Below are 23691 nucleotides of genomic sequence, written 5' to 3' on the forward strand. Positions count from 1 at the left end.
ACGGAAGTTAAGCTTTTCAGCGCCGATGGTAGTAGGGGGCTTCCCCCTGTGAGAGTAGGTCGTCGCCGGGCAATGTATTATTCCACAGTAGCTCAGTTGGTAGAGCAATCGGCTGTTAACCGATCGGTCGCAAGTTCGAGTCTTGCCTGTGGAGCCTTATTTTTGTTTACTAAGAATTTTGAGGTGTGTTAGAAGTCTGATGATATTAGTGCTTCCATAGCTCAGTAGGTAGAGCACTTCCATGGTAAGGAAGAGGTCACCAGTTCGAATCTGGTTGGAAGCTTTTTATATGATATAAATAATGTCTGGTGGTTATTGCGAGAAGGTCACACCCGTTCCCATCCCGAACACGGAAGTTAAGTTTCTCAGCGAAGATGGTAGTAGGGGGCTTCCCCCTGTGAGAGTAGATCATTGCCAGGCAAATGATGTATGATAGTCTATGAAATCGTAATTGATTTGTAGGCTATTTTTTTATGGTTAAGATAGGACTGGAGGGTGATTGGTTTGGATTTAGATGGGGTGAAGAATATACGGATTGTTAATTCTGGTCTGGGGAATGTTTTTGAAACAGTGGGGGATTGTGTTGCTAATTTGATTGGGATTCAGGCGCAGTATCAGCAGTTTGGTGAGATTAGTTTGTTTCATCGGGTGGATGGATTGACAAGGAATGACTTGGATCGGATGTATAATCGGAATGAAATTATTAAGCTTTGGGGACAGCGGACTACGGTGCATTTATACGTGCCGGAGGATTGGAGAAATTTACACGCGATTTATTCGCCAAGAAGAACGTGGGTTAGGAAGCATTGTGCAGAGTTAGGTGTGGATTTAGATGCGATATTGGAGCGGATTGACGGGCTCGGGAAATCGAAGCGGTTTATAGCAAAAGAGGAACTGGCGATGTTGATGGGGGATCAGGCTAAAAAGTTGATGACGTGGGGCGGTGTCTTGATTGAGGCTTCGTTGCTTGGTCAGATTTATGCTGTGCCAGAAAGACCTAGTACGCGATTTTATGCACATCGGAAGTGGATAGATGGGATGTCGCTAGATTCGTGGCGGGATAGTGTGGATGAGCATGCGATGGACCGATTTTTACTTCGTTATTTAGCGTGTTATGGACCGGCTACTTTGGCTGATTTTAAGCATTGGAGTGGGTTGCCGAATTATGCATTTTTGGAGGCTTTTCGGAGGATTGAGGATGGATTGGAGCGTTTTGATATTGATGGAAAGGCTTATTATTATCCAGAGGGGGAGTTGGATGTAGGTAAGCGGGATGTGATTCCGCAGGTGAGATTGCTTGGAAAATTTGATCCGCTCTTTGTGAGTTTTGCTGATAAGGGATGGCTTGCTGATGCGAAATATGAAAAAGAGATTTGGCGAACTGCGGGGCATATTGAGGCTGTTGTGCTGATTGACGGGGAAATTAGGGGGACGTGGAGGTATGTGATGAAGGGGGAGACGATTCGCTTTACTTGTTATGCTTTTGGGCGGGTTTCGTTGAGTGATAGGAAGCGGATTAGCGTTGAGGCGGAGCGGTTGGCGGTGTTTCTTGGGAAGCAGTTTCAGGGAATGGTGTATGAATAAAAACACAACCGGATAGTGTGCACCGATTGTGTCTTGTTCTTTATAAAAATGGGTTTTCAGACCAGTATTGGAGTGGTAGTTCCATACGTACGGTCTTGTTTGGATCAACGACTTGGCAGATTCGAAGGTCGCCTGCAAGTGAAAGCAACATGATGGCTTCGGCTTGCGTTGTCTTTGTTGCGTCTGTCAAAAGTTGAACCATGTTCTTTGTTGCGATTAGGCTGGCTTCGTCGAGTGTTGGTGCGGATGCGATGGTGATGATTTTTTCGTCGCTGATTAGACTCGGTGTTGGCCAGTTTTTATTTTTAACGATTTGGAGGCGCATCGTGATTTGGCTAGCGATTTCGGCGCCAGAAACGGATACTTCTCCGTCTGCCATTGCTGCATGTACGTCACCAAGAGCGAGCAGGGCGCCAGAGACGTTAACGGGAAGGAATAGTGTTACGCCTTCTGTGATCTCTTTGCAGTCCATATTGCCACCGTGTGCGTCTGGTGTGCCGCATGAGATGGGTTCGCCAGCTGGTGCTGTTCCGATAACGCCAATCATTTTGTTGATGGGAACGGTGATTTCTTTTGAAAAAATAAGTTTGTTATTTACAATTGGAAACTGACGGATCGTGTTTTCTGTTAGGTCGTCGCCAAGGACTCCTAAATCTGGGCCCGTTAACATCGTTGCGTCGCCAATTAATTGAATTTTCTCTATAGTTACAGCCAATATGTCGCCAGGTTCTGCGTCTTTAATGAAGATGGGACCAGTTGCTGGGTTCACTCTATTCCAATCAAGGCGATGGAATGGCTGATGTTCTGATTTAATTTGGTTTTCAAAGCAGTCGTACGTTTCTATCGTTACTACTGCGCCATTATCAACTGTCATACTCGGTTCTGCGTTTTTATCCATTGCATAAATAACGTGTTGTTTCGTCATGGGGTGCATCAAAAATTCTCCTTTCTTTTGTAGTAGTGGTGCTTCAAGTAACAATGAATAATGAAATTTATTTGATTACTTTGATAAAGTATAGCATCTCTCTAAAACGAAGTACATGGACATATTGTGAACAGTTTGAGTCGGATTGTTTGCTTTTAAGGGCTTTTATTGCTTGGAATGTCAGAAATATTTTTGAGATGGTGATTTACTGCGGTTTTGATAGTTCTATTTTGTGGATTTTATGGTGTTTAAAAAGGGAAAAATGTATTTATTTTGTTTGTATGATTGCGTGGCCGGGAAAATCTTTCTTTGCGTGGGGTGTTTTTTTGTACTATAATAGGCAGGGTATAGATAGGATCGTGTGAGAGTGAGGTGTGCGTGATGTCGGATGATTTTGTAAAATTGGATCACGTTAGTTATAAATATGAGGATGAAGAAATTTTTGCAGTGAAGGATGTTTCTTTTACGGTGAAAAGGGGCGAGTGGTTGGCGCTAGTTGGGCATAATGGATCTGGTAAGTCAACGATTGCGAAACTGTTGAATGGACTGCTTTTTCCGACGGAGGGTATGGTCAAAATTGGACACTTCAAACTGGGTGAAAAGACGATTTGGGATATCAGGAAGCAGGTCGGGATGGTATTTCAGAATCCGGATAATCAGTTTGTTGGTGCGACGGTGCAGGATGATGTGGCGTTTGGCTTAGAGAATCATGGAGTGCCGCATGAATTGATGGTGAAACGCGTGGAGAGTGCGCTGGATGAGGTCGGAATGCAGGGGTACGCATTACATGAGCCTTCGCGTCTTTCGGGCGGTCAGAAGCAGCGTGTGGCGATTGCTGGGGTTCTTGCTTTGCAGCCGGACGTGATTATTTTGGATGAGGCGACGTCGATGCTTGATCCGCGTGGTCGTGCTGAGGTGATGGAAACGATTCGGGTGATGCGGGAGCGGGAAGCGATTACGGTGATTTCGATTACGCATGATTTGGATGAGGTCGTGATGGCGGACCGGGTTATCGTGATGAATAAGGGCGAGCGACACCTGGAAGGAACGCCAAAAGAGGTTTTTGCGCAGGCTGATGAAATGCGCCGAATTGGACTTGGTGTACCTTTTATAACGTCGTTGCAGGAAAAATTAGAGCAGTCTGGCGTGGCGCTATCGGATCGGAGCTTGATGGAAGGGGCGTTGATGGATCAATTATGGACATTACATTCGAACAAGTAGGTTTTTGTTATCAGAAAAATTCTCCTTTTGAGACGCGGGCGCTCCAGGATGTTAGCGTGACGATTGATTCGGGGAGTTATACGGCGATTATTGGACATACGGGCTCTGGAAAATCGACGTTGTTGCAGCATTTGAACGCGTTGTTATTGCCGACAGAGGGCACGGTGACGCTTGGGGATCGGGTTATTAAGGCTGGCGTGAAGCAGAAGGGTTTGCGTGATTTGCGCGAGCGTGTGGGGATTGTTTTTCAGTTTCCAGAGGCGCAGTTATTTGAAGAGACGGTGGAAAAAGATATTTGTTTTGGACCGCTGAACTTTGGTGTGTCGGAAGAGGATGCGAAGGCGCGGGCTCGGAAGGTGATCGTTGAGGTTGGCTTGACGGAGGAAATTTTGACGCGTTCGCCGTTTGAACTTTCTGGTGGTCAGATGCGACGTGTGGCGATTGCTGGGGTTCTGGCGATGGATCCGCAGGTTTTGGTGCTCGATGAACCGACCGCTGGGCTTGATCCGAACGGGCGTAAGGAGATCATGGAGATGTTCGCGACGCTGCATCGGACGAAGGGGCTGACGACGATTCTTGTGACGCATAGCATGGAAGATGCGGCGACTTATGCCCAAAAAGTGATTTTGATGAAAGGCGGGACGGTGGAACGTGTAGCGACGCCTCGGGAGATTTTTAGTCAGCCGGATGCGTTGACGGATTTAGGGCTCTCGGTTCCTGATGTGGTACATTTTCAACGCCGTTTTGAAGAGCGGTTTGCTGTGAAGCTTGGTAAGACGTGTTTGACGATTGATGAGTTGGTGGGAGAAATGGTGCCGCACCTCGGGAAGGGCGTGGCAAGCCAATGATGGAGAAGATGATTCTCGGTCGGTTTATCCCCGGCGAATCATGGTTACATCGTCTCGATCCTCGTGCAAAAATTACAGCCGTGATGTATTTTATCATCATTGTGTTTCTCGCTAATAATTGGCTTACATATGCGTTATTATTTGTGTTTGTATTGAGTTTGTTATTTGCGTCGCGCGTACCGTTTATGTTCTTTATAAAAGGGCTGCAACCGGTGTTTTGGCTGATTATTTTGACGTTGTTGTTGCAGGTGTTTTTTACGCAGGGTGGGACGACATATTTTGAGTGGGGACCGATTCATGTGACGAGTCTCGGGTTGATGAACGGGGCGATGATTTTTGCGCGGTTTGTGTTGATTATCTTTATGACGACGCTTTTGACGCTCACAACGAGCCCGATTGAGTTGACGGATGGGATTGAGAATATGTTGGCGTTGCTGCGATTTGTACGATTTCCAGTGCATGAGTTGGCGTTGATGTTAAGCATTGCGCTGCGGTTTATTCCGACGCTGATGGACGAGACGGAGAAAATTATGAAGGCGCAAAAGGCCCGTGGGGTGGAGTTTTCAAGTGGTCCGATAAAAGACCGGATGAAGGCGATTGTGCCGCTACTCGTGCCGCTTTTTATCAGTGCGTTTAAGCGTGCTGAGGATTTGGCGGTAGCGATGGAAGCGCGTGGTTATCGCGGCGGTAAGGGCAGGACGAAATTCAGACTGCTTGCGTGGCGGTTTTCGGATACATTTTTGCTAGTGATGATGTTGGTTGTAACGGCATTGTTGGTTTGGCTGCGATCTTAAGAAGAGGTGTGACAAATGAAGCGATTTAAGGCAGTAATTCAATATGATGGGACTAATTTTGTCGGTTATCAGATTCAGCCGAATGGGCGGACGGTGCAGGAGGAAATTGAAAAAGCGCTGCTGCGGATGCATAAAGGTGACGTGGTGAAGATTGTTGGCTCTGGGAGAACGGATACCGGGGTTCATGCAAAAGGTCAGGTGATTCATTTCGATTCTCCGCTTGCGATTCCACCGGCAAAATATCGAAAAGCGTTGCAGACTTTCACGCCGTATGATATTAGTATTGTTTCTGTGGAGGAAGTGGCGTCGGATTTTCATGCGCGTTTCGGGACGACTGGAAAGGAATATCGCTATTTTGTGCAATGTTCGGAGTTTTTTGACCCGTTTGCGCGGCATTTTACGCTACATTTTCCTTATAAATTAGATGTTTCGCGGATGCGTGAGGCGGCGGATGTTCTGACTGGTGAGCATGATTTTACGAGTTTTTGTGCGGCTGGATCGAGTCGTGAGAACAAGGTTCGGACAATTTATGCGATTGAGATTATGGAAGAGGATGACACGCTGATTTTTTCTTTTAAGGGAAATGGCTTTTTGTATAATATGGTCCGGATTCTGGTTGGGACGTTGCTGGATGTTGGGAATGATCGGCTGACAGTGGCGCAGGTTAAGGCGAATTTAGAAGCGCGCGATCGGACGCAAGGGGCAAAAACGGCACCGCCACAGGGCTTATACTTATGGGAAGTCCACTACAAGTAATATCAGCGCACCGACAAACGCTCATCTACGTCGTTAAAGGCTCCGTTCCAGTGCTCATGTACAAATCTTACACTCCGCGCTGGTACTCGCCTTTGCCTAGTATCTGAGCATTTGTCGGTGCGCTGATAGGTTTTGCGAAAAAACAGACGGGTTTAAATTAGTTTGAAATTTTTTCTTCAATCGCATTGACTTTTGGAGATAAAGACTGTATTATTGACTATGGTATTGTTTGCCCCACAATAAGCCCCGGAAGGTTGTTGTGTTGAACAAAACAATGGAAATTTTAACAAATCAAATCGAAAAGCAGATCGTGGGCTATGGAACAGTTTACAGATCGCATTTTTCTTAAAATCTAGGAGGGAAAATTATGCGTACGACTTATATGGCGAAAACAGGCGAAGTAGAACGTAAATGGTATGTTGTTGATGCTACTGGTATTCCGCTTGGCCGTTTATCTAGTGAAGTAGCTTCAATCTTACGTGGTAAAATTAAACCACAATTTACTCCTCATGTTGATACAGGGGACTTCGTAATTATTATTAATGCAGGTAAAATTGCTCTAACAGGTAAAAAAGCAACTGACAAAATTTACTACCGTCACTCTCAATATCCAGGCGGTTTGAAATCACGTACAGCGGGTGACCTACGTACGAACAATCCTGAGAGATTACTTGAGCTTTCTATCAAAGGAATGCTTCCAAAGAACTCTCTAGGACGTCAAATTTTCAAGAAATTACACGTTTATGGTGGCGCTGAGCACGAACATGCAGCACAACAACCAACAGTGTATCAATTACGCGGATAATTAGAAGAGGAGGGAAATATAGTGGCTCAAGTACAATATTATGGAACAGGTCGTCGTAAAAGCTCAGTAGCTCGTGTACGTTTAGTACCAGGCGATGGTAAAGTAGTTATCAACGGTAGAGATTGGGAAGATTACATTCCATTCGCGGCTCTTCGCGAAGTTATTAAACAACCATTAGTTGCAACTGAAACTCTAGGAAACTATGATGTTTTAGTAAACGTAAACGGTGGTGGTTATACTGGTCAAGCTGGCGCAATCCGTCACGGTATTTCACGTGCATTGCTACAAGTTGCACCAGATTACCGTTCTCCATTGAAACGTGCAGGTCTGTTAACTCGTGACCCACGTATGAAAGAACGTAAAAAACCAGGTCTTAAAGGCGCGCGTCGTGCACCTCAGTTCTCAAAACGTTAATATATTTTTATATATCGACATTAGAAAAGGCACTTTCCAAGAAATTGGAGAGTGTTTTTTTGACTACAAGGGATAAATAGGACACAAGGAAATGGAGATTAGATAATGGCAGATAATTTTTGGGCAGAGTTGCCGAAGCCTTTTTTTGTTTTAGCGCCGATGGAGGATGTGACGGATGTTGTGTTTCGCCATGTTGTGAGAGAGGCTGGTGCGCCGGATGTCTTTTTTACGGAGTTCACGAATTCGGATAGTTATTGTCATCCGGATGGTATCGAGAGTGTGCGGGGGCGGTTGGTTTTTAGGGAGGATGAGCAGCCAATCGTGGCGCATATTTGGGGGGATAAGCCTGAATTTTTCCGTGAGATGAGTATTGGTATGGCGGAGATGGGATTTAAGGGGATTGATATTAATATGGGCTGCCCGGTTCCGAATGTGGCGAGACGCGGAAAAGGGAGTGGCTTGATTTTGCGGCCGGAAGTGGCGGCGGAATTGATTGATGCGGCGAAGGCTGGGGGAATACCGGTTAGTGTGAAAACGCGGATTGGTTATGCGGAATTGGAGGAGCTGGAAGGCTGGATTACTCATTTACTGAAGCAGGATATCGCGAATTTATCTGTTCATTTGCGGACGCGGGAAGAGATGAGTAAGGCTGACGCTCATTGGGAGCTGATTCCCCAGATTATGGCGATTCGTGATCGTGTCGCGCCTAACACGCTGATTACGATAAATGGTGATATTCCAGATCGTGAAAAGGGCTTGGAACTGGCTGAAAAATATGGTGTGGATGGTATCATGATCGGTCGAGGAATTTTTAAAAATCCGTTTGCGTTTGAAAAAGAGAAGAAAGAGCATACGGCGGAGGAATTGTTGGCTTTACTGGAGTTGCAGTTGGATTTGCAGGACGAATTTGCTGAACTGGTTCCGCGCTCGATTGTCGGATTGCACCGTTTCTTTAAAATTTATGTGAAAGGATTTCCTGGTGCGAATGATTTGCGAATTAGGTTAATGGAGACGAAATCGACGGAAGAGGTACGACGAGTTTTAGCTGATTTTCAGGATAGAAAGATCTAAGATGGGGCACCTTCGAATTTTGGAGGTGTTTTTTCGTAAGCAAAAACACGATCTCATGACAAGACCGTGTTTTAACGGGTTAACTATTGTTTTTCAACCACATGTACATCTTCAAATGAACCGTATTTCGCCCACCATGGGGATGCTCCAGCGTTTAGTAAGCCGTCAAGGGATGTGATGTTTTCTTTGCCTTGTGTACGCAACCATTCGCGCAAAGCATCGTCGCCTTGTTTACCGTAGACTTCGATACCGTCTTTCCATGTTGCCCGACCACAAAGCACGCCGCTATATTGCACTTTATGCTCATTCGCAAAGGCAATCGTTTTGTGGAAAAGTTCAGCCGTCACGCCAGCGCTCAAATAAATGAACGGTAGTGGGCTTAGATCGGAACATTCTTCAAAATGGCGTCCTGCTTCTTCTTTCGTATAAACGGTTTCGCCGTCCGTGAAGCCTTCTACATATTTGAAGTTCACTGGAACCTCGAGTTTCAATACGTCCACACCATAACGCGGTTTGGAGAATTCTTTGATTGATGCTTTGACTTTCGCAGGTTTTAGTTTCGCGTATTCGGCGCTGGCTGAATCTGTTACTTTGGCATCGTACGTAATCGGTTCTAGGAAGAATGGGATATCGACTTCGCGACATTCGGCGCCAATTCTTTCTAAGAACGCGTATTTGATTTCGTTGATTTCAGCAGGTTCATCTGGATCGTAATAGACTAAAATTTTCACTGCATCGCCGCCGCTTTCTTTGATACGGAGCGCGGATAAGTCAGCAATTAAATCGGGAAGTTTACCGGGAGTTGTGGCATCGTAGCCAGTTTTTTCGTAAGAGGTTAGTAGGCCGCAGTTCTCGTTACGCGCTTTAATGGCAGGGGTACCGTATTGAAGATCAAGCAGAATGGCAGACGCGTAAGGTGTCAATTCTTCGGAGACCATTTGTTTGAAATCCTCTACATCTTTGTCGCTTTCGGAACCTTTTGCCTCTTGGATCATTTTCTTGAGGGAGCCACGTTGGTCAATCGCCAGTGCGGCAATAATTCCTTTATCATTAGAAAGTCTTTGTAAGCCATCGAATTTACCTTTTGTAATTTGTACCATAACTCTAATCTCCTTCTTTCTTTTTCTAGTTAGAACGCATACTTCATTACAATACCCTGAGAAAATGGGGCGCAAACCTAGATTTGACTTTTGAAAACATGTCCTTGCATAACCTATTTTAACACCAAAATTGTTATATACAAAATAATTCGGGAATCTGGTTGCAATTTTGGCGTGAATGGGCTAGTATTTTGGGTAGGAGTTGTGCAAATCGGGGAATTGTATTGTGTCAAAATTCGTGGGGACGAAGCGAGCAATTTTACTAGGAAATGAGGACAAAGCATGGCAAATCAGCAAATGAGCCGCTCCTCGAAACGGCGCAACAAAAAGAAACGTGATTTTTATATTGGTATTGGGCTGATTTTCGTGTTGTTGGTCGTGGTTTTTGTGGCTGTGAAATGGATAACGCCGGCGGAATTGGAAAATGCGGGTGAGAAGAAGAGCGCGGAGAAGGCGCCTGTGAAGCCGAAACAGGAGGCACCGAAGAAGCCAGTGGAGAAGGAAACGGCGACGGTTGCGGATAATAAGGCGATTGATGAGTATTTGGAGAGCATCGGTTTTAGTGGGACGGCGCTTGTGTATCGCGAGGGCAAGATTGTGCTGAATAAGGGGTATAAAGCGGCGAATCGGGATACGGATGTTACTAATACGCCGGATACGGTTTATTATATTGGATCGTCTCAGAAAGCGGTCATTGCAACGGCGATACTGCAATTGGAAGAGCATGGCAAGCTGAACGTCAATGATTCGGTCGCAACGTATTTGCCGGATTTTCCGAATGGGAATCGCATAACGCTCCGGAATTTGCTGAACCACACGTCGGGCATTGTTGGACACACCGAGGAAAACGTGAAAATTACACCGGAGGACTTGATCAAGGATATTGAGGCGCAGGGCATTAAGCGTCAGCCTGGAAAATGGGATTATAATGATTCGAACTATAGCGTGCTAGCTTATATTGTGGAGCAGTTGAGCGGGGAAAAATTGATGACCTACGTGCAAAAGAACATTTTCGAGCCAGCGGGTATGAAACATTCGGGGATGTATACGACGTTTGATAAAGAGAAGAAACCGTCAGTTGGATACAGTATTCAGAAGGACGGGACTTACAAAACGCCTTATTTGCCGGATTTATCGCAGCTTTATGGATGTGGTGATATGTATATGAGCGCGACGGATATGTATTTATTTGATCGGGCGTTGTCGGAACGGAAATTAATCAATGATACGAGTTTTGAGAAGATGTTCACAGCGGGAAGTGCTTCGGGATATGGAATGGGATTCTATGCCGATCCTGGGAGCTATAATAGTCACGGGATTTTGAGTGGTTGGAACGTGTCGAATAGCTTTAGCCATAGCGGGAAAACGGTCGTGGTACTGCTTTCGAACATTCAAAATAATATCAAATCATTCGGTAAGGTAAATAATCGGATTTATCAGTTGTTGAATAATTAAAGGATCAGATGCGTTTTGGGGGCGCATCTGATCCTTTTGTTTTTATTTATTTGTTACTTTGTCGATCGCGTCTTGCATTTGGTATTCTCTGGATGGGGCTGTATAGTTGCTCCATTCATCGCTGTTCACAGTGTATGCGTGTTTTGCTTTAACTGCTGGGATGTCTTTCCAAATTCCTGTTAGAAGAGTGTTGAGCTCATCCGTTGATTTGCCTTCTGGTGTGAGGATGAATAGTTGATCGGCATCACTAACGTAGTCTGGAATGGCTTCTGCGGAAATGGCTTTCGTTTCTTTGTTCTTTTTAGCGGCTTCTGTTGGTGTGAAACCTGCTCCTGTGTAGATACCGTCGAACACAATTGGGTCATGGATATAGATTTCTTTACCCCAGAATTGGATAACAGCCGCTTTTTGATTTTCAATGCCAGCGTCTTTTAGTGTTGCTTTTGCTTCTTTGGATTCTTTTGCGTATTTTTCTTGGTAGGTTTTTTCGGCGTCTTTGGCATTGACTAAATTAGCGATATCAGTAAGTTGCTCGTCTGGTGTCACGCCGAATTTCGTTGCATAAACGGGCGCGATTTTTTCCAGGTTCGTCAACATGTCTTTTTGGTAATCGGAAATGATGATTAAATCGGGTTTTAGTGAAGCGATTTTCTCCACGTTTGGCTTGTCGCCACCGATATTTTCAACGCCTTTTAGGAAGTCTGGGTAGATTCCCATGTAGTATTCTGTTGTGGCAAGCGGTTTAATGTCTAGTGCGTAAAGTTCCCCCGCGTTTTGAATGGCCACGATTTTCTTCGGTGTTGCTGGTAGTACTACGTTACGATCTAGCGCATCGGTTAGTGTACGCGCCTTGTCTTCTGTCTTCGCCTCATCACTCGAGCCTGAACCGCCACATGCTGCAAGTACCAGCCCTAACGTTAAAACAACAAGTAGAAGTGCTGTTAATCTTCTCTTTTTCATCCTTAAACCTCCTGTAATTGAAAACTATTCTCAATAAGATAATTATAGATGTAGTCTGGAGATTATTCAAGGGGTTTGGGAAAATAATTTTTTTGCGCACACAAAAAGCCGAATCTGATGACCCGACTTCTTGTATGTATTGTTCTTATTTCTTGAGTTTCAAATGTTCGACTTCGATGACGCGTAGGCCTTTTCGTTCGAGGTTGGCGACAATCGTGTCTTTTTCTGCTTCTGTGATGCCTGCTGGTAACGTTACGAGAACGCGGCGGATGTAGTCTTCTACTTGAGAATCCATCGTGATCAGGCTGGCAATCGTTGTGTGTTTGTCAATGATTTTTGTGATTTTTGTTAGTGAGCCGGGAACTTCGCCGGTTGCGATGGTGAGAACGTAGCTTCCTGAATCGATGTTCCAGGCGTCTTGCAAAACACCGAGCAGTTTACCGTGTGTTAAAATACCGTAAAAATCGCCTTGTTCATTTAGGACCGCGATGTATGGCAGTTCTTTGATTGTGAAGAAAACTTCGAAAAAAGAAGAATTAATGCCAATATGTTTCGTTTGGTTTTTGATCAGACTTGTTACTGGATCTGATAAGTCTCCTCCGTTTGCGGCATGACGATAAATATGCATTTTGTAAATGTTCCCGATGAATTTCTCGCCTTTATTATCTAGAACGGGAACACAGCGATAGCCGGCTTCTTCCAAAATGTCCAGCGTTTCTTTCAGTGTTGCGGTTTCGGTAATGGTCGTTAAGTTGATTTTAGGGATGCAAAGATTTTTAATCAACATATTTCGGTCACTCCAATCTTTTTAGTATGGGATGCGTCTCTTTTATTCTACCCCAGTTTGTTGCATTTGTATAGAAATGACTGCATGAATTAGTTGACAATGCGATGGGGTGTCCTTTAGAATAGAGAAAACATTATTGATAATGATTATCAGTGAGAAAGAGTAGGTGGCGTTATGCATATTGAAACGGTGAGTATTGAGTTTGAGACGGGTAATAAGGAAAAAATGTTGCAATCTGTGGCGCATCATCGCGAAGAAATGGCCGAATTTGAAGGCTTTTTAGGATATGAGGTTTGGTTGAAGGAAGGCGCGCGGAAGTCGACGGTGATGAATGTGTCGCGCTGGGCGTCGAAGGAGCAGTTTACGGTGTGGATGAAGCAGCATCGTTATTTTCACCGTGAGATGAAGCGGACTGGTGGGGGCGGTGGCTCGGAATTGGTTGTGACGCGGCAGACGGGGTCGTATGATATGATTGAAGTTTAAGCAGGAATCTTTCGGGGTTTCTGTTTTTTTGTTTGAATTGGTGTAAAAAGGTGTATTTATAGTGTAGTGGTCCATTCGTTACAGATGGTGGGAATTGTGATAATATGGATACGTGACAAAATCTAAGGCAAAAAGAAAGCGGGGACTTTATACAATGAATAAAGGAATTGCAAATTTTGATTATTATAACCCAACGCACATCGTGTTTGGCAAGGACCGGATCGGCGAACTGGCGACACTGATTCCGACGGACAAGAAGGTGTTAGTGCTTTATGGTGGCGGAAGTGTGGAGCGTTTTGGTACGCTTGCGAAGGTTCGCGAGGCGCTTACTGGACACACGTTTGGTGAGTTTGGTGGGATTGAAGCGAATCCTACATACGCGACGCTGTTACGGGCGATTGAACTCGTGAAGAAGGATGGCTATAATTATTTGCTGGCTGTCGGCGGTGGTTCTGTTATTGATGGAACGAAATTCGTTGCGGCGGGCGCGCTTTTTGATAGTGAGCCGATTAATATTTTTGGTAGTGGGATTGGTGAGGGACTTCCGATTAAGGAGGCATTGCCGTTTGGTACGGTGTTGACGCTTCCTGCGACGGGTTCTGAGATGAACAGTGGCGGTGTCGTGAGCATTGTGGAGAAAAAAGCGAAACTTGGTTTTGGTAGCGCTGTGACGTTTCCGCAGTTTTCGATTCTTGATCCGCAGTTGACGTATACGTTGCCGAAGCGCCAATTGGCGAATGGTGTGATTGATTCGTTTGTGCACATTATGGAGCAGTATATGACGTATCCGGTCGGCGGAATGGTGCAGGATCGATTTGCGGAAGGCTTGCTTGAGACGCTGATCGAGATTGGACCGGACGTGGTGGATGAGTCGAATCATGACTATAATCTGCGTGCTAACTTTATGTGGGCGGCGACTTATGCGCTGAACGGGACGCTGAACAAAGGGGTTCCGGGTGACTGGTCGAGCCATGGTTTGGGTCACGAGATTACGGCGCTGTACCATATTGACCATGCGCGGACGCTGGCGATTGTGTTGCCTTCGCTGCTTGAGATTCGTAAAGAGCAGAAGGGCGCGAAGTTGTTGCAATATGCGGAACGTGTTTGGCATATTACGGACGGGACGGATGATGAGAAGATTCAAGCGGCTATCGATAAAACGCGTGCTTTCTTTGAATCACTAGGTGCTCCGACGCACTTCAGTGATTATGAGCTTGGCGAGGAAGTCGTGGATGCGCTCGTTTCGCAGCTTGAAAAACATGGTTTGACGGCTGTTTCTGAACGTGGGGATCAAACGCTTGATGTTAGTCGTGAAATTTATAAAAATGCCTTGTAATATCGGCTAATTTTTCTTGTACTCTTGGGACGCTGGGCGGTTTTTAGGCTCGGCGTCTAACTGAGAGTATATTTTAATAGGGAAGAGGGGAGTCAGGATGAGGACTATTCAAGATAGTAGTGGTAAGACGTTTTTTGGACATCCTAGAGGGCTCGCGACGCTGTTCTTTACGGAATTCTGGGAGCGTTTTTCTTATTATGGGATGCGCGCGATTCTTATTTTCTATATGTATACGGCGGTTGTCGATGGCGGGCTTGGCTTTTCACAGGCTACAGCGACGGCGATTATGTCGATTTATGGTTCGCTTGTCTACATGTCTGGCGTTATCGGTGGCTGGACGGCGGATCGGATTTTAGGGCCGCGGCGCACGATTTTTTACGGTGGTGTCCTGATTATGGTTGGGCACATCGCTCTGTCGTTTCCAGGGGGCGCGACGGCGTTATTTGTGTCGATGTTCTTTATCATTATTGGAACGGGCTTTTTGAAACCGAATGTGTCGAATGTTGTTGGTGACCTTTATCCAAAAGGCGATCAAAAACGCGATGCTGGGTTTAGTATTTTTTACATGGGGATTAACTTGGGGGCTTTTATCGCGCCATTTATCGTGACGAACGTGTCGAATTCGGCTAATAGTTACCACGCTGGGTTTGGTGTCGCGGCTGTTGGGATGGCTGTGGGCCTCGTTGTATACGTGATTACTGGAAAAATGTATTTGCGCGATGCTGGGAAAAAAGTTCCGAATCCGTTAAAAAGTGCCGAGAAGAAAAAAATGTCTGGCTTGGCGTTGGGATTAGTAGTTGCGATCGCGGCGATTGGTACGATTGTGGCTTGGCTGCAAGGCGGATTTACATTGCAAACGGTGATTATGACGGTCACGATTATGGGTGTGATTATCCCGCTTATTTATTTTATTGTCATGATGACGAGTAAGAAAACGACGAAGGACGAGCGTTCGCGACTTACAGCTTACATACCTCTGTTCCTTATTTCGGTCATGTTTTGGATGATTGAAGAACAAGGATCAACAACACTAGCCCTATTTGCGGCAAACCGAACGGATCTTAGCGTCGGCAGTTTTGAATTATCGCCGGGTGTATTCCAATCACTGAATCCGATGTTCATCATTATTTTATCGCCTATTTTCGCATGGATTTGGACGAAGCTTGGAAAACGGCAACCAGGAACACCGCGAAAATTTGCGCTAGGTCTGTTTTTTGCAGGTCTATCGTTCGTGATTATGATGTTGCCGGGATTGCTTGCAGGAAACACGACCACCGCGGTGAGTCCGATGTGGCTGGTGCTGAGCTTCTTTATCTGTATCGTGGGTGAGATGTGCTTGTCACCGGTCGGCTTATCGGCCACGACAAAGCTAGCGCCAGCGGCATTTGCCTCCCAAACGATGAGTGTTTGGTTCTTGTCAGACTCGATGGCACAGGCGTTTAACGCGCAAACAACGCAATTCTTCAACGCAAAAACGGAGATCTTGTACTTCGGGATTTTCGGATTTGGTGCGGTAGCGTTCGCGATTTTACTATTCCTCGGCGCACCACTGCTCAAAAAATACATGCGTGGCGTGGATTGATTCATGAGATTGGGCGTTTTTCTTATTGCGAGAAGAGCGCCTTCTTTCATTGCAAAACGCCGCTGGGCTTGATACACTAAGGGTATCTTTTTAAGAAACGGTGGTGCTTGTGAAAATGGCTGGGAAAGTGACTTTATATGTGACGCGGCACGGAAAAACGATGCTGAATACGACGGAGCGGGTGCAAGGTTGGGCGGATTCGCCACTGACAGCAGAGGGCGTTCTTGTGGCGGAGCAGTTGGGACGAGGACTCGCGGATACGAAGTTTGAAGCGCTTTATACAAGTGATCGTGGACGGACGCTTGAAACGGCGGATATCGTGATGCGACATGGGGCTTTTGAATTGCCTGTGAATCAGTTGAAAGGATTGCGCGAGTTCGGTTTTGGTAAATTTGAAGGCGAATACAATCTGTTTATGTGGGAAACGGTGAGTAAAATGCACGGATTTGATTCTGTGGAGGCGTTTTTTGAAGTACATAAGCACGATGCGCCGCGGGTTATGATCGATGCGGTAGCGGATATGGATGAGACTGGCATGGCGGAGAATTGGGATATTTTCACCGAGCGGTTGTTGCAGTCGCTGGATTTGATTTGTAGTGAGCAATCGGATGGCAATGTGCTCGTTATTTGTCACGGGATGGTCATTAATATCTTGCTTTCGCTACTTGATCCAACGCGTGTCGATGGTCCGATTGAAAATGCGAGTGTGACTAAAATCAGCTATGAAAACGGCAAATACACGGTGGAATCGGCGAACGATATGCAATACGTAGCGCGTGGGGTCGTTAAAAATTAAGATAAAGGGATGAAGAACAATGAATGACATGGAAGAAGTACCGATCAAAAAACGAACAACTTTCTTAGGCTTTATGGCATTTTTACTAGGAATTCTATGTATTGTTATGATTTTTATGAAGCCAGTGGAGATTGGATTTGTCACGGCGAGTAATTGGTTTATTGTGATTTTTGGAGTGGCGGTTTTAACGCTGATTTTATCAATTTCAGGAATTGCTAGAGAACGCGAACGCAATTTTTTCCCAATTATCGGATTTATTATTTCGATGGCGTATATCGTGTTCTGGATTATTTTCTTCTTATTGATATTAATCGGCGTGATGTAATAAATAAGTGAGATGGAGGAATGAGAATTATGTATAAAACGAATAGTTTAGTTTCTACTTTTTTAACGTTTAGTGGTGAGGCAGAGGCGGCGATGGATTTCTACGTTGAATTGTTTGGCAAAGATGCGAAGGCGTTAGGGAAGACGTATATTGGCGAGAACGATCGTGGCGAAACCGGCAAACTGCTCAACGGTACCTTTGAGATTCGCGGTCAATCATTTATGGTCATGGATATGGAAGCCGAATACGCGACACCATTTTCATGGGCAACAACGATTTTGGTGCAATGCGAAGAGGAATCAGAATTTGATCGCTTATTCGCAGCATTTTCCGACGGGGGCTCTGTTATGATGGGTCCTATCGAATTACCACCATTCAAAAAAGTAACATGGGTAACCGATAAATTCGGCGTTACATGGCAATTAGTCTGGTAAATTAAAAAGGTCCACCGTCTCTCGAAAATAGGAGCGGTGGACCTTATTTTTATAACGTTATCACGCGTGGATTTTTGCCAGTGAAGCCTTGTTCTAGAATAGTCATGTTGGTTAGCGTTTCTTCATCGCTGACTAGTTTTGGTGTGCCGTTTAGGATGGCGTCGTGGAGCTGATCGTAAAGCCTGCCGTAGTCGCCAAGCGGTGTTGGTACGGTTTCTTCTACTGTTTCGCCGTTTGCATCGACATAAACGAGCGTGCCATAGCTGCTTTCTGGGTCAACGCCAAAATCGGTCTCGCCGGGCATCACGCCAGCCTTCAGATACGTTTCTTGTTGATCGATACCGTATTTGACAAAACTACCTTTTGTACCGTGTAGAATGAATTTTGGATAGAGAATGTTCACTAAATGGCTCGTTTTGACGATGACTTTCAACGTTGGATAGAAGAATTGCACCTCGAATGTGTCATCAGGATTGTTCGGATTGCGGACGGAGCGAATGTCGTAGCTGACTTCTTCCGGACGGCCGAATAGATCGATAATCTGGTCCATCATGTGAACGCCAAGTCCGTAAAAAGCGCCGTCATAATATTCGCCGGGCGCGTCGGGAGCTTCTGGACGGTAGTAATCCATATGCGATTCGAGTTCGACAAGGTCGCCTAATTTGCCACTAGCTAACACTTCTTTAACGGCTAGGAAATCACTATCGAAGCGGCGGTTTTGATACGCCATCGCGATTAAGCCTTTTGATTTAGCGAGCGCGAATAGTTCTTCCGCTTCCTCCGAAGTCGTGCAGAACGGTTTTTCGACCAGCACATTTTTGCCGTTTTCTAGGGCTTTTTTAGCGAGGTCATAATGCGTGCTTGCCGGCGTACAAATGCTTACCAACTGGATTTCGCCGTCTTGCAAAAGCACATCCAGATTATCCGTAAACTCGATTTGATGTTGCGCATATTCCGCCTCGAGTTCAGGCTTGCGGCGGTGATTGTAAATCGTCTTAATGCGGATATTGTCGCGGATGAGCGTATAAGGCATATGATACCGCGTCGTGCTCTTCCCAAATCCGATATAACCAATAGTTAAAGTCATAAATCTTCCTCCTAAGAAAGAGGCTCCGAACGTTTGCGCGCTGGGGCCTCTTGTTTTATTTACTCATTAATAAATTTCACGCAAACTGGTTCTGGAACGTGGATGTCTTTTTGAAGTAACGTCAGCACGCCGGTTTCTTTATTCACGCCAAATACGGTGACATTATTCGTGTTTTCGTTGGATACTAGCAAAATTTCACCGCTCGGATCAAGGTCAAAGTCACGAGGACCAACGCCTTCCACAGGAGTAGTTGCCGCCAAGCTCAATTTACCTTCTGCATCAATCGCAAAAGTCACAACCGCATCTTGCCCGCGATTAGAAACATAGAGGAAGCGACCGTCGTTGGAAATGTGAATCGCGCTACCTTTATTTTCACCACTAAAATCAGCTGGTAAAGAAGGGATGCTTTGAATTTCCGTCAAGGCGCCAGTGGCTTCATCATAAGCCGCGACAACAACGTCAGCCGCCATTTCGGTCATAATGTATGCAATTTTGTCATTAGGATGGAAAACAAGGTTACGAGGACCACTTCCGCCTTTGACTTTCAAATCGCTCACTTTTTCAAGGTTACCATCGTTCAGCGCATACGTCGTCACATAGTCCGTTCCAAGATCACACGTGATGACAAATTTCTCATCCGGCGTGAATCCTGCAAAATGGGCATGTGCCTTTTCTTGACGCTCTTTGTTCGGGCCAGTACCAACGTGTTGAACCGACGAACTTGGAGCTTTTAGTGCGCCGTTTTTCTCTGTTGGGTAAGCCACAATTGTTCCTAAATGATAGTTCGCTGAAACGACAAAAGCGCCGTCTTTCGATGCATCGACATAACAAGGAGGATTTCCAGCTTGGACTTCTTGGTTCAAATAGTCTAGAGAGCCATCTTCTTTAACCGCAAAAGCAGCAACTCCGCCATTTTCACCGTCTTTCGCCACGGAATAAAGGTATTTTTGATCATCTGTTAATTTCAGGTAAGTCGGATTATCCATTTCGCCAGCAAGCTTATTCTGCGTAATTTCACCCGTTTTTTTATCAATATGAAGGCGATAAATTCCTTCACTTTCTACTTTGGTGTATGTACCAATGTAGGCGATTGCTTCTTTGTTAGCCATAAATCATTTCCTCCTTTAAGCGTTATCTTCTTTATTATTATAGCACAGCTGGAGAAAAGTATAGGCTTATAAAACTATGTTACGAAATTATTACAATTGTTTCTGGATTTGTGCTTATTTTAGCGATTAAAAACACATTTTTAGCGAAATAAGTGCTTTGAATATAAAAAAACAGGATATTTCCTGTGTTCATCTGATATATTTATAAAATAATTGTAATATAAACGTAATAAAAGTATTGACTTAGAAATAATTATGGTGTAATATAAAGATATCGAAAGGGCGCCCCTTAGAAAACTTATAAAACTGCAATTATCCCATAAAAACTAATTTTGAAGGAGAGATTATGATGAACAACGTAATGAGCAAAAAAACAACTAAATTGGTGGCAGCAACAGGATTGGCGTTAACACTAGCATTTACAACAGTAGCAGCAGGAGCTTTTACGGTAGATGCAGCACAAACAACACACTATACAGCGAAACCACAAATGGTAACAGCGAAATCAGCAGTGAACGTTCGCGCAGGTGAAAGCACAACTTCAAAAGTACTAGGCACACTGAAAAAAGGCGAAAAAGTTTACTTCGTGAAAGACAATTATGGATGGAGTAAAGTTACTTATAAAGGAAAAACAGGCTACGTCGGCACTCGCTTCCTAAACATCCCAGGCAAACAAGTTAGCACAGTGAAGAAAGCAGAACCAGCAAAAGCTGTAACACCAACAAAACCTTCAACAAAAGCAGCAACGACAGCACCGAAAAAAGCACCAGAAGTTAAAAAAGCCGCAACAAAAACAGTCACTGCTAAATCAGCCGTATACGTTCGCGCTGACGCAAGTAAAACAGCTAAGATCCTCGGAACACTGAAAAAAGGTGAAAAAGTAACATTTGTAGCAGACAATCATGGTTGGAGCAAAGTCATTTACAATGGCAAAACAGGCTATGTAGGCACACAATTTTTGAACCTAAAATAAGTTTTCTGCAACAAGAGTGAAAGTTGTGAAGTAAGTAGGATTGCATCACAAAAATGAGTAACTCATCACATAGATTTTTGCACAAACTCCCCCCACGAAGTACGAAATAGGACGCGAACTGGTTTTTACAGATCAGTTAGCGTCCTATTTTGTTGCGCCAAAAAAGAGCTGTGAATTGCTTTTTTGTATCGGCTGGGTATAATGAGATGCAAGAACACGTAAATTTTTTTACTTATTTTATGGGGGTGTTTTGTATGAATCATTTCTTTTTACAACTAATTGCAGAAAAAAAGGTTAGGCGACAAATCAAGGTATTGCAGAAAATTTACGACGCTAAATTCCCTCTCACAGTAGATGAGATTGCAGAGGATTTGGATATTTCCAAAAGAACGCTATCGAGAGACATCAAGGATATCGAGCACTCGTTTCCAGAACAAGAAATATTAGAACTAAATACGGTGTATGGCTATTCCATTAATCACACGCATTACGTCGATGATCTGATAGTTAAAATCTCTGAGGAATCGCCGTTGCTTCTTATTGTGAACGGTGTTTTTCAGGGAGAGTCCAAAAGTATCGATGAGTGGGCAGATGAATTGTTTCTATCGACATCGACGCTGCACAGATATTTAACATACTTGAGAAATATATTAAAGGAATTTAAGCTTGAATTATCATTAACGCCGATAGCATTTCTTGGTGAGGAAGTAAATATTCGACATTTCTTTTTCAACTTCTTCTATAGTATGAATGATATCTCAACGATAAGCCACCCAACAGAAGCTGAGTATGAGTTGCATAAGAAAGCATTAGCTGGATATGACGACATCACAAAAATCAGTAATACTTTGCAGCATAGAAGGGCACTATACTGGATTATGGTAGTAAATACACGAATTAAACAAGGGCATTTCGTCAAAATAAACCCAGAGCTAAAAAAACTGCAAACGCAAATGGATACCTACCAGGTTATAGCCAAATTAGCAGAAATTTTAATTCCGATGTTACCTGCTGCGGGTGTACCAGAAGATGAGATTGTTTATATGGATTTGTTGACAATGGACACCTATGTATATTCAGGAGACAAGGTGTTAAGCGGTTTTCATACAAAGACAGAAATGGATGCGGTCGATGCTTTTCTAATGAAATCTTTTCAAGAGTTAGGACTAGGCTCGCCTGAAAAATCAGAATTAACCGTTTTCATTGCCTATCTACGCAATCAAATATTACTATCTAAACTAACACCACTATTTCAAAAAAATGTTTTTGAAGTGAATCGTTTTATAAAAAGTAGGCATGCGGCTTTGTTTTATAAATGGACAGAGCTATTGGCAAATGACCCGATTAAACAAATCGCTAAAATAGAGTATATAGAAGATGTCGCAGTGAATCTGGCGATGTTTACTCATTATTTTGCATATAATCAACAACTCAAGGAACGTAAACGACATATTTTATTTACATTCGATGGTCCAAACGCTTACCTGAATTATTTAACAACATTAGTAGAAAAGTTCAATATTAAAAATGTTGAAATCACGCTTATTACGAATCATCACGCTACTAATGAGATTGTGGAAGAACTTAATGTGGATGTTGTTGTCTGCAATTATAAGGATGATAATGAAATTCTGAATTGTGAAATGTATAAGACTGAACGGGTACCGACAGAATATGATTGGGAGCAAATTAGGAGTATCGTTTTTTATATGGATGAAATCCTGTAGATAATAAAATAGTAGAGAGAAACTCTAGTGCCAGCAATTGCGGATACTAGAGTTTTTTATTTGAAAATGGAATGGCGGATGTTGAAGCCAAATTTGATTTCTAATCGAAAACTAAAAATGGTTTAATAGAATTAACAACAAGAACTAACGAGTGTAATAAAATCAACAATAAAACTTAGTTATAGTGTAAATTCATAGGCAAAGACATTCAGAAGTCATAAAAAAAAGTCGAAATTGTGACGCTGACTTAACCGTGTTTTAGCAAGGAATACGATTAGCACAGAAGGAATAAATGATCATTAGTAATGTAGTATCAAGTTGAAAATATATGGGAAAGTGATTTTTGACCATATTTTCATGTAAAAAAAAAGAACGGAAGGTAGTAATATTAGTTCTAGTAATCCCGAAACGGAATGGAGGGATGTAGTGGATTACCTTACAATAAACAAGCTGCTCATTCGTGATAAGACCGTTCTACAGAGTATTATAAATTCTAGCGATTTTGAAGAAAATACTCTACAAAAGGCCGTTATTAGAAAGGGCGAGCGGATTGTACAAAATACGGATAATAATATTTATATAATCAAAGAAGGCTATTTAGCTAAAATGATTGCTCACGAAAAAGATGCAGATAAAATGGTCTGTCAGGCTTTCTTAAGCACATCAGATATCGTCTGGGGAAATCAGTTTTCTGGTGAGGTGGGTGTTATCTACGAACCACTTAGTTCAGCGATAGTGACTAAAATAGACGCAAACACATTCTTTAATATATTAGCAACACATCCATTCTTTACGGACGTCCTAATAGAATCATTGAATCGCAATGAGGAACTTGCCAAATTATATGCACAGCAATTTCAATATGAATTGCGAGAGCGAGTTATCAAGCTGTTCGAACAAATGGGGGTACAGATTAGTATTAATAGATACGCTTTACCCAGAGGACTCGATAGTTATTATATCGCAGCATATTGCGGAACAAGCAGAACAAGCGCAAGCAGAATAATAAGAGAACTAAAAAAAATGGATATATTAAAAAAAAATAATAATGGTATTCTGACTTTTAGTAAAGCTAAAATATAATAATTCTGGGTTTATTAGTATATCCCACCTCACCTA

Annotated in this window: 24 protein-coding genes, 2 tRNA genes and 2 rRNA genes; 22 read left to right on the plus strand and 6 right to left on the minus strand. The window is 43.8% G+C overall.

Translation table 11 applies throughout. From position 1 onward, the window contains the following. The 5 genes from rrf (EP58_RS17920) to EP58_RS16335 form a co-directional block, all read left to right on the plus strand. Positions 1 to 71 (plus strand): 5S ribosomal RNA (rrf, locus tag EP58_RS17920); the annotation flags it as partial. A gap of 10 nt (positions 72 to 81) precedes the next feature. Then, a tRNA-Asn gene (locus EP58_RS16320) sits at positions 82 to 154 on the plus strand. Positions 155 to 210: 56 nt separating this feature from the next. Then, a tRNA-Thr gene (locus EP58_RS16325) sits at positions 211 to 283 on the plus strand. A 21-nt stretch (positions 284 to 304) separates the two neighbouring features. After that, positions 305 to 420, plus strand: a 5S ribosomal RNA gene (rrf, locus tag EP58_RS16330). Between the two features lie 84 nt (positions 421 to 504). Then, positions 505 to 1584 (plus strand): winged helix DNA-binding domain-containing protein, encoded by a 1080-nt coding sequence (locus tag EP58_RS16335; RefSeq protein ID WP_052171491.1) that lies wholly within the window; start codon positions 505 to 507, stop codon positions 1582 to 1584. A gap of 40 nt (positions 1585 to 1624) precedes the next feature. On the opposite strand, the gene EP58_RS16340 is transcribed toward EP58_RS16335, so the two are convergent. Further along, positions 1625 to 2518 (minus strand): acetamidase/formamidase family protein, encoded by an 894-nt coding sequence (locus EP58_RS16340; RefSeq protein WP_036094999.1) that lies wholly within the window; start codon positions 2516 to 2518, stop codon positions 1625 to 1627. 372 nt (positions 2519 to 2890) lie between these two features. Between EP58_RS16340 and EP58_RS16345 the strand changes: the two genes are divergently transcribed. The 7 genes from EP58_RS16345 to EP58_RS16375 all read left to right on the plus strand — a co-directional run bounded on the left by EP58_RS16345 (position 2891) and on the right by EP58_RS16375 (position 8418). Then, positions 2891 to 3730: an energy-coupling factor ABC transporter ATP-binding protein gene (locus EP58_RS16345; RefSeq protein ID WP_036095000.1), complete on the plus strand. Its 840-nt coding sequence runs from the start codon at positions 2891 to 2893 to the stop codon at positions 3728 to 3730. Beyond that, a complete protein-coding gene (locus EP58_RS16350; RefSeq protein ID WP_036095001.1) occupies positions 3706 to 4578 on the plus strand; it encodes an energy-coupling factor ABC transporter ATP-binding protein in 873 nt (290 codons plus the stop codon). The genes EP58_RS16345 and EP58_RS16350 overlap by 25 nt, the downstream gene beginning before the upstream one ends. Beyond that, on the plus strand, positions 4575 to 5372 hold the full coding sequence (locus EP58_RS16355) for an energy-coupling factor transporter transmembrane component T family protein (RefSeq protein ID WP_036095003.1): 798 nt from the start codon (positions 4575 to 4577) through the stop codon (positions 5370 to 5372). Before EP58_RS16350 ends, EP58_RS16355 begins: the two co-directional genes overlap by 4 nt. Before the next feature lie 15 nt (positions 5373 to 5387). Then, positions 5388 to 6128: a tRNA pseudouridine(38-40) synthase TruA gene (truA, locus tag EP58_RS16360; protein ID WP_036095005.1), complete on the plus strand. Its 741-nt coding sequence runs from the start codon at positions 5388 to 5390 to the stop codon at positions 6126 to 6128. A 367-nt stretch (positions 6129 to 6495) separates the two neighbouring features. Next, positions 6496 to 6933, plus strand: a complete 438-nt coding sequence (gene rplM, locus EP58_RS16365) for a 50S ribosomal protein L13 (RefSeq protein WP_036095006.1) — start codon at positions 6496 to 6498, stop codon at positions 6931 to 6933. Positions 6934 to 6954: 21 nt separating this feature from the next. After that, positions 6955 to 7347 (plus strand): 30S ribosomal protein S9, encoded by a 393-nt coding sequence (gene rpsI, locus EP58_RS16370; protein ID WP_036065752.1) that lies wholly within the window; start codon positions 6955 to 6957, stop codon positions 7345 to 7347. 105 nt (positions 7348 to 7452) lie between these two features. Further along, on the plus strand, positions 7453 to 8418 hold the full coding sequence (locus tag EP58_RS16375; RefSeq protein ID WP_036095007.1) for a tRNA dihydrouridine synthase: 966 nt from the start codon (positions 7453 to 7455) through the stop codon (positions 8416 to 8418). 83 nt (positions 8419 to 8501) lie between these two features. On the opposite strand, the gene EP58_RS16380 is transcribed toward EP58_RS16375, so the two are convergent. Then, positions 8502 to 9518 carry a tagatose-bisphosphate aldolase gene (locus tag EP58_RS16380; RefSeq protein WP_036095009.1) on the minus strand — a complete coding sequence of 339 codons (1017 nt, stop codon included), beginning with the start codon at positions 9516 to 9518 and terminating at the stop codon, positions 8502 to 8504. Between the two features lie 282 nt (positions 9519 to 9800). Between EP58_RS16380 and EP58_RS16385 the strand changes: the two genes are divergently transcribed. Continuing rightward, complete coding sequence (locus EP58_RS16385; RefSeq protein ID WP_077917967.1) at positions 9801 to 10973, plus strand: serine hydrolase domain-containing protein; 1173 nt, start codon at positions 9801 to 9803, stop codon at positions 10971 to 10973. 42 nt (positions 10974 to 11015) lie between these two features. Here EP58_RS16385 and EP58_RS16390 read toward each other — a convergent pair whose 3' ends face one another. After that, a complete protein-coding gene (locus EP58_RS16390; RefSeq protein ID WP_036095011.1) occupies positions 11016 to 11933 on the minus strand; it encodes an ABC transporter substrate-binding protein in 918 nt (305 codons plus the stop codon). Between the two features lie 145 nt (positions 11934 to 12078). Further along, a complete protein-coding gene (gene cbpA, locus EP58_RS16395) occupies positions 12079 to 12720 on the minus strand; it encodes a cyclic di-AMP binding protein CbpA (RefSeq protein ID WP_036095013.1) in 642 nt (213 codons plus the stop codon). Positions 12721 to 12894: 174 nt separating this feature from the next. On the opposite strand from cbpA, the gene EP58_RS16400 reads away from it, so the two are divergent. From EP58_RS16400 to EP58_RS16425, 6 genes are all read left to right on the plus strand, one after another. Then, the gene (locus EP58_RS16400; RefSeq protein WP_036095015.1) at positions 12895 to 13203 is read left to right on the plus strand and encodes an antibiotic biosynthesis monooxygenase family protein; all 309 of its coding nucleotides are present in this window, start codon (positions 12895 to 12897) and stop codon (positions 13201 to 13203) included. Between the two features lie 154 nt (positions 13204 to 13357). Beyond that, positions 13358 to 14539, plus strand: coding sequence for an iron-containing alcohol dehydrogenase (locus tag EP58_RS16405; RefSeq protein ID WP_036095018.1), 1182 nt, complete (start codon positions 13358 to 13360; stop codon positions 14537 to 14539). A gap of 97 nt (positions 14540 to 14636) precedes the next feature. Then, positions 14637 to 16121: a peptide MFS transporter gene (locus tag EP58_RS16410; protein ID WP_036095019.1), complete on the plus strand. Its 1485-nt coding sequence runs from the start codon at positions 14637 to 14639 to the stop codon at positions 16119 to 16121. Between the two features lie 109 nt (positions 16122 to 16230). After that, positions 16231 to 16917: a histidine phosphatase family protein gene (locus EP58_RS16415; RefSeq protein ID WP_036095020.1), complete on the plus strand. Its 687-nt coding sequence runs from the start codon at positions 16231 to 16233 to the stop codon at positions 16915 to 16917. Between the two features lie 19 nt (positions 16918 to 16936). Continuing rightward, a complete protein-coding gene (locus tag EP58_RS16420; protein WP_036095022.1) occupies positions 16937 to 17242 on the plus strand; it encodes a hypothetical protein in 306 nt (101 codons plus the stop codon). A 29-nt stretch (positions 17243 to 17271) separates the two neighbouring features. After that, entirely contained in the window at positions 17272 to 17676 is a 405-nt protein-coding gene (locus EP58_RS16425; protein WP_036095024.1) for a VOC family protein, read from the plus strand. 49 nt (positions 17677 to 17725) lie between these two features. Here the strand turns inward: EP58_RS16425 and EP58_RS16430 are convergent, their stop codons facing one another. Both EP58_RS16430 and EP58_RS16435 read right to left on the minus strand, forming a co-directional pair. Further along, positions 17726 to 18763 carry an oxidoreductase gene (locus EP58_RS16430; RefSeq protein WP_036095026.1) on the minus strand — a complete coding sequence of 346 codons (1038 nt, stop codon included), beginning with the start codon at positions 18761 to 18763 and terminating at the stop codon, positions 17726 to 17728. A 59-nt stretch (positions 18764 to 18822) separates the two neighbouring features. Beyond that, complete coding sequence (locus EP58_RS16435) at positions 18823 to 19872, minus strand: lactonase family protein (protein ID WP_036095028.1); 1050 nt, start codon at positions 19870 to 19872, stop codon at positions 18823 to 18825. 346 nt (positions 19873 to 20218) lie between these two features. Here EP58_RS16435 and EP58_RS16440 point away from each other — a divergent pair, with 346 nt between their 5' ends. From EP58_RS16440 to EP58_RS16450, 3 genes are all read left to right on the plus strand, one after another. Next, positions 20219 to 20845, plus strand: coding sequence for an SH3 domain-containing protein (locus EP58_RS16440; RefSeq protein WP_077917968.1), 627 nt, complete (start codon positions 20219 to 20221; stop codon positions 20843 to 20845). A gap of 254 nt (positions 20846 to 21099) precedes the next feature. After that, on the plus strand, positions 21100 to 22572 hold the full coding sequence (locus tag EP58_RS16445; protein ID WP_036095032.1) for an AcpB/EbpR/MafR family transcriptional regulator: 1473 nt from the start codon (positions 21100 to 21102) through the stop codon (positions 22570 to 22572). 426 nt (positions 22573 to 22998) lie between these two features. After that, the gene (locus tag EP58_RS16450; protein WP_036095035.1) at positions 22999 to 23655 is read left to right on the plus strand and encodes a Crp/Fnr family transcriptional regulator; all 657 of its coding nucleotides are present in this window, start codon (positions 22999 to 23001) and stop codon (positions 23653 to 23655) included. The last annotated feature ends 36 nt before the right edge of the window (positions 23656 to 23691 follow it).

The sequence above is a fragment of the Paenilisteria newyorkensis genome, assembly GCF_000766145.1.
In the GTDB taxonomy this organism is placed as follows: domain Bacteria; phylum Bacillota; class Bacilli; order Lactobacillales; family Listeriaceae; genus Listeria_A; species Listeria_A newyorkensis.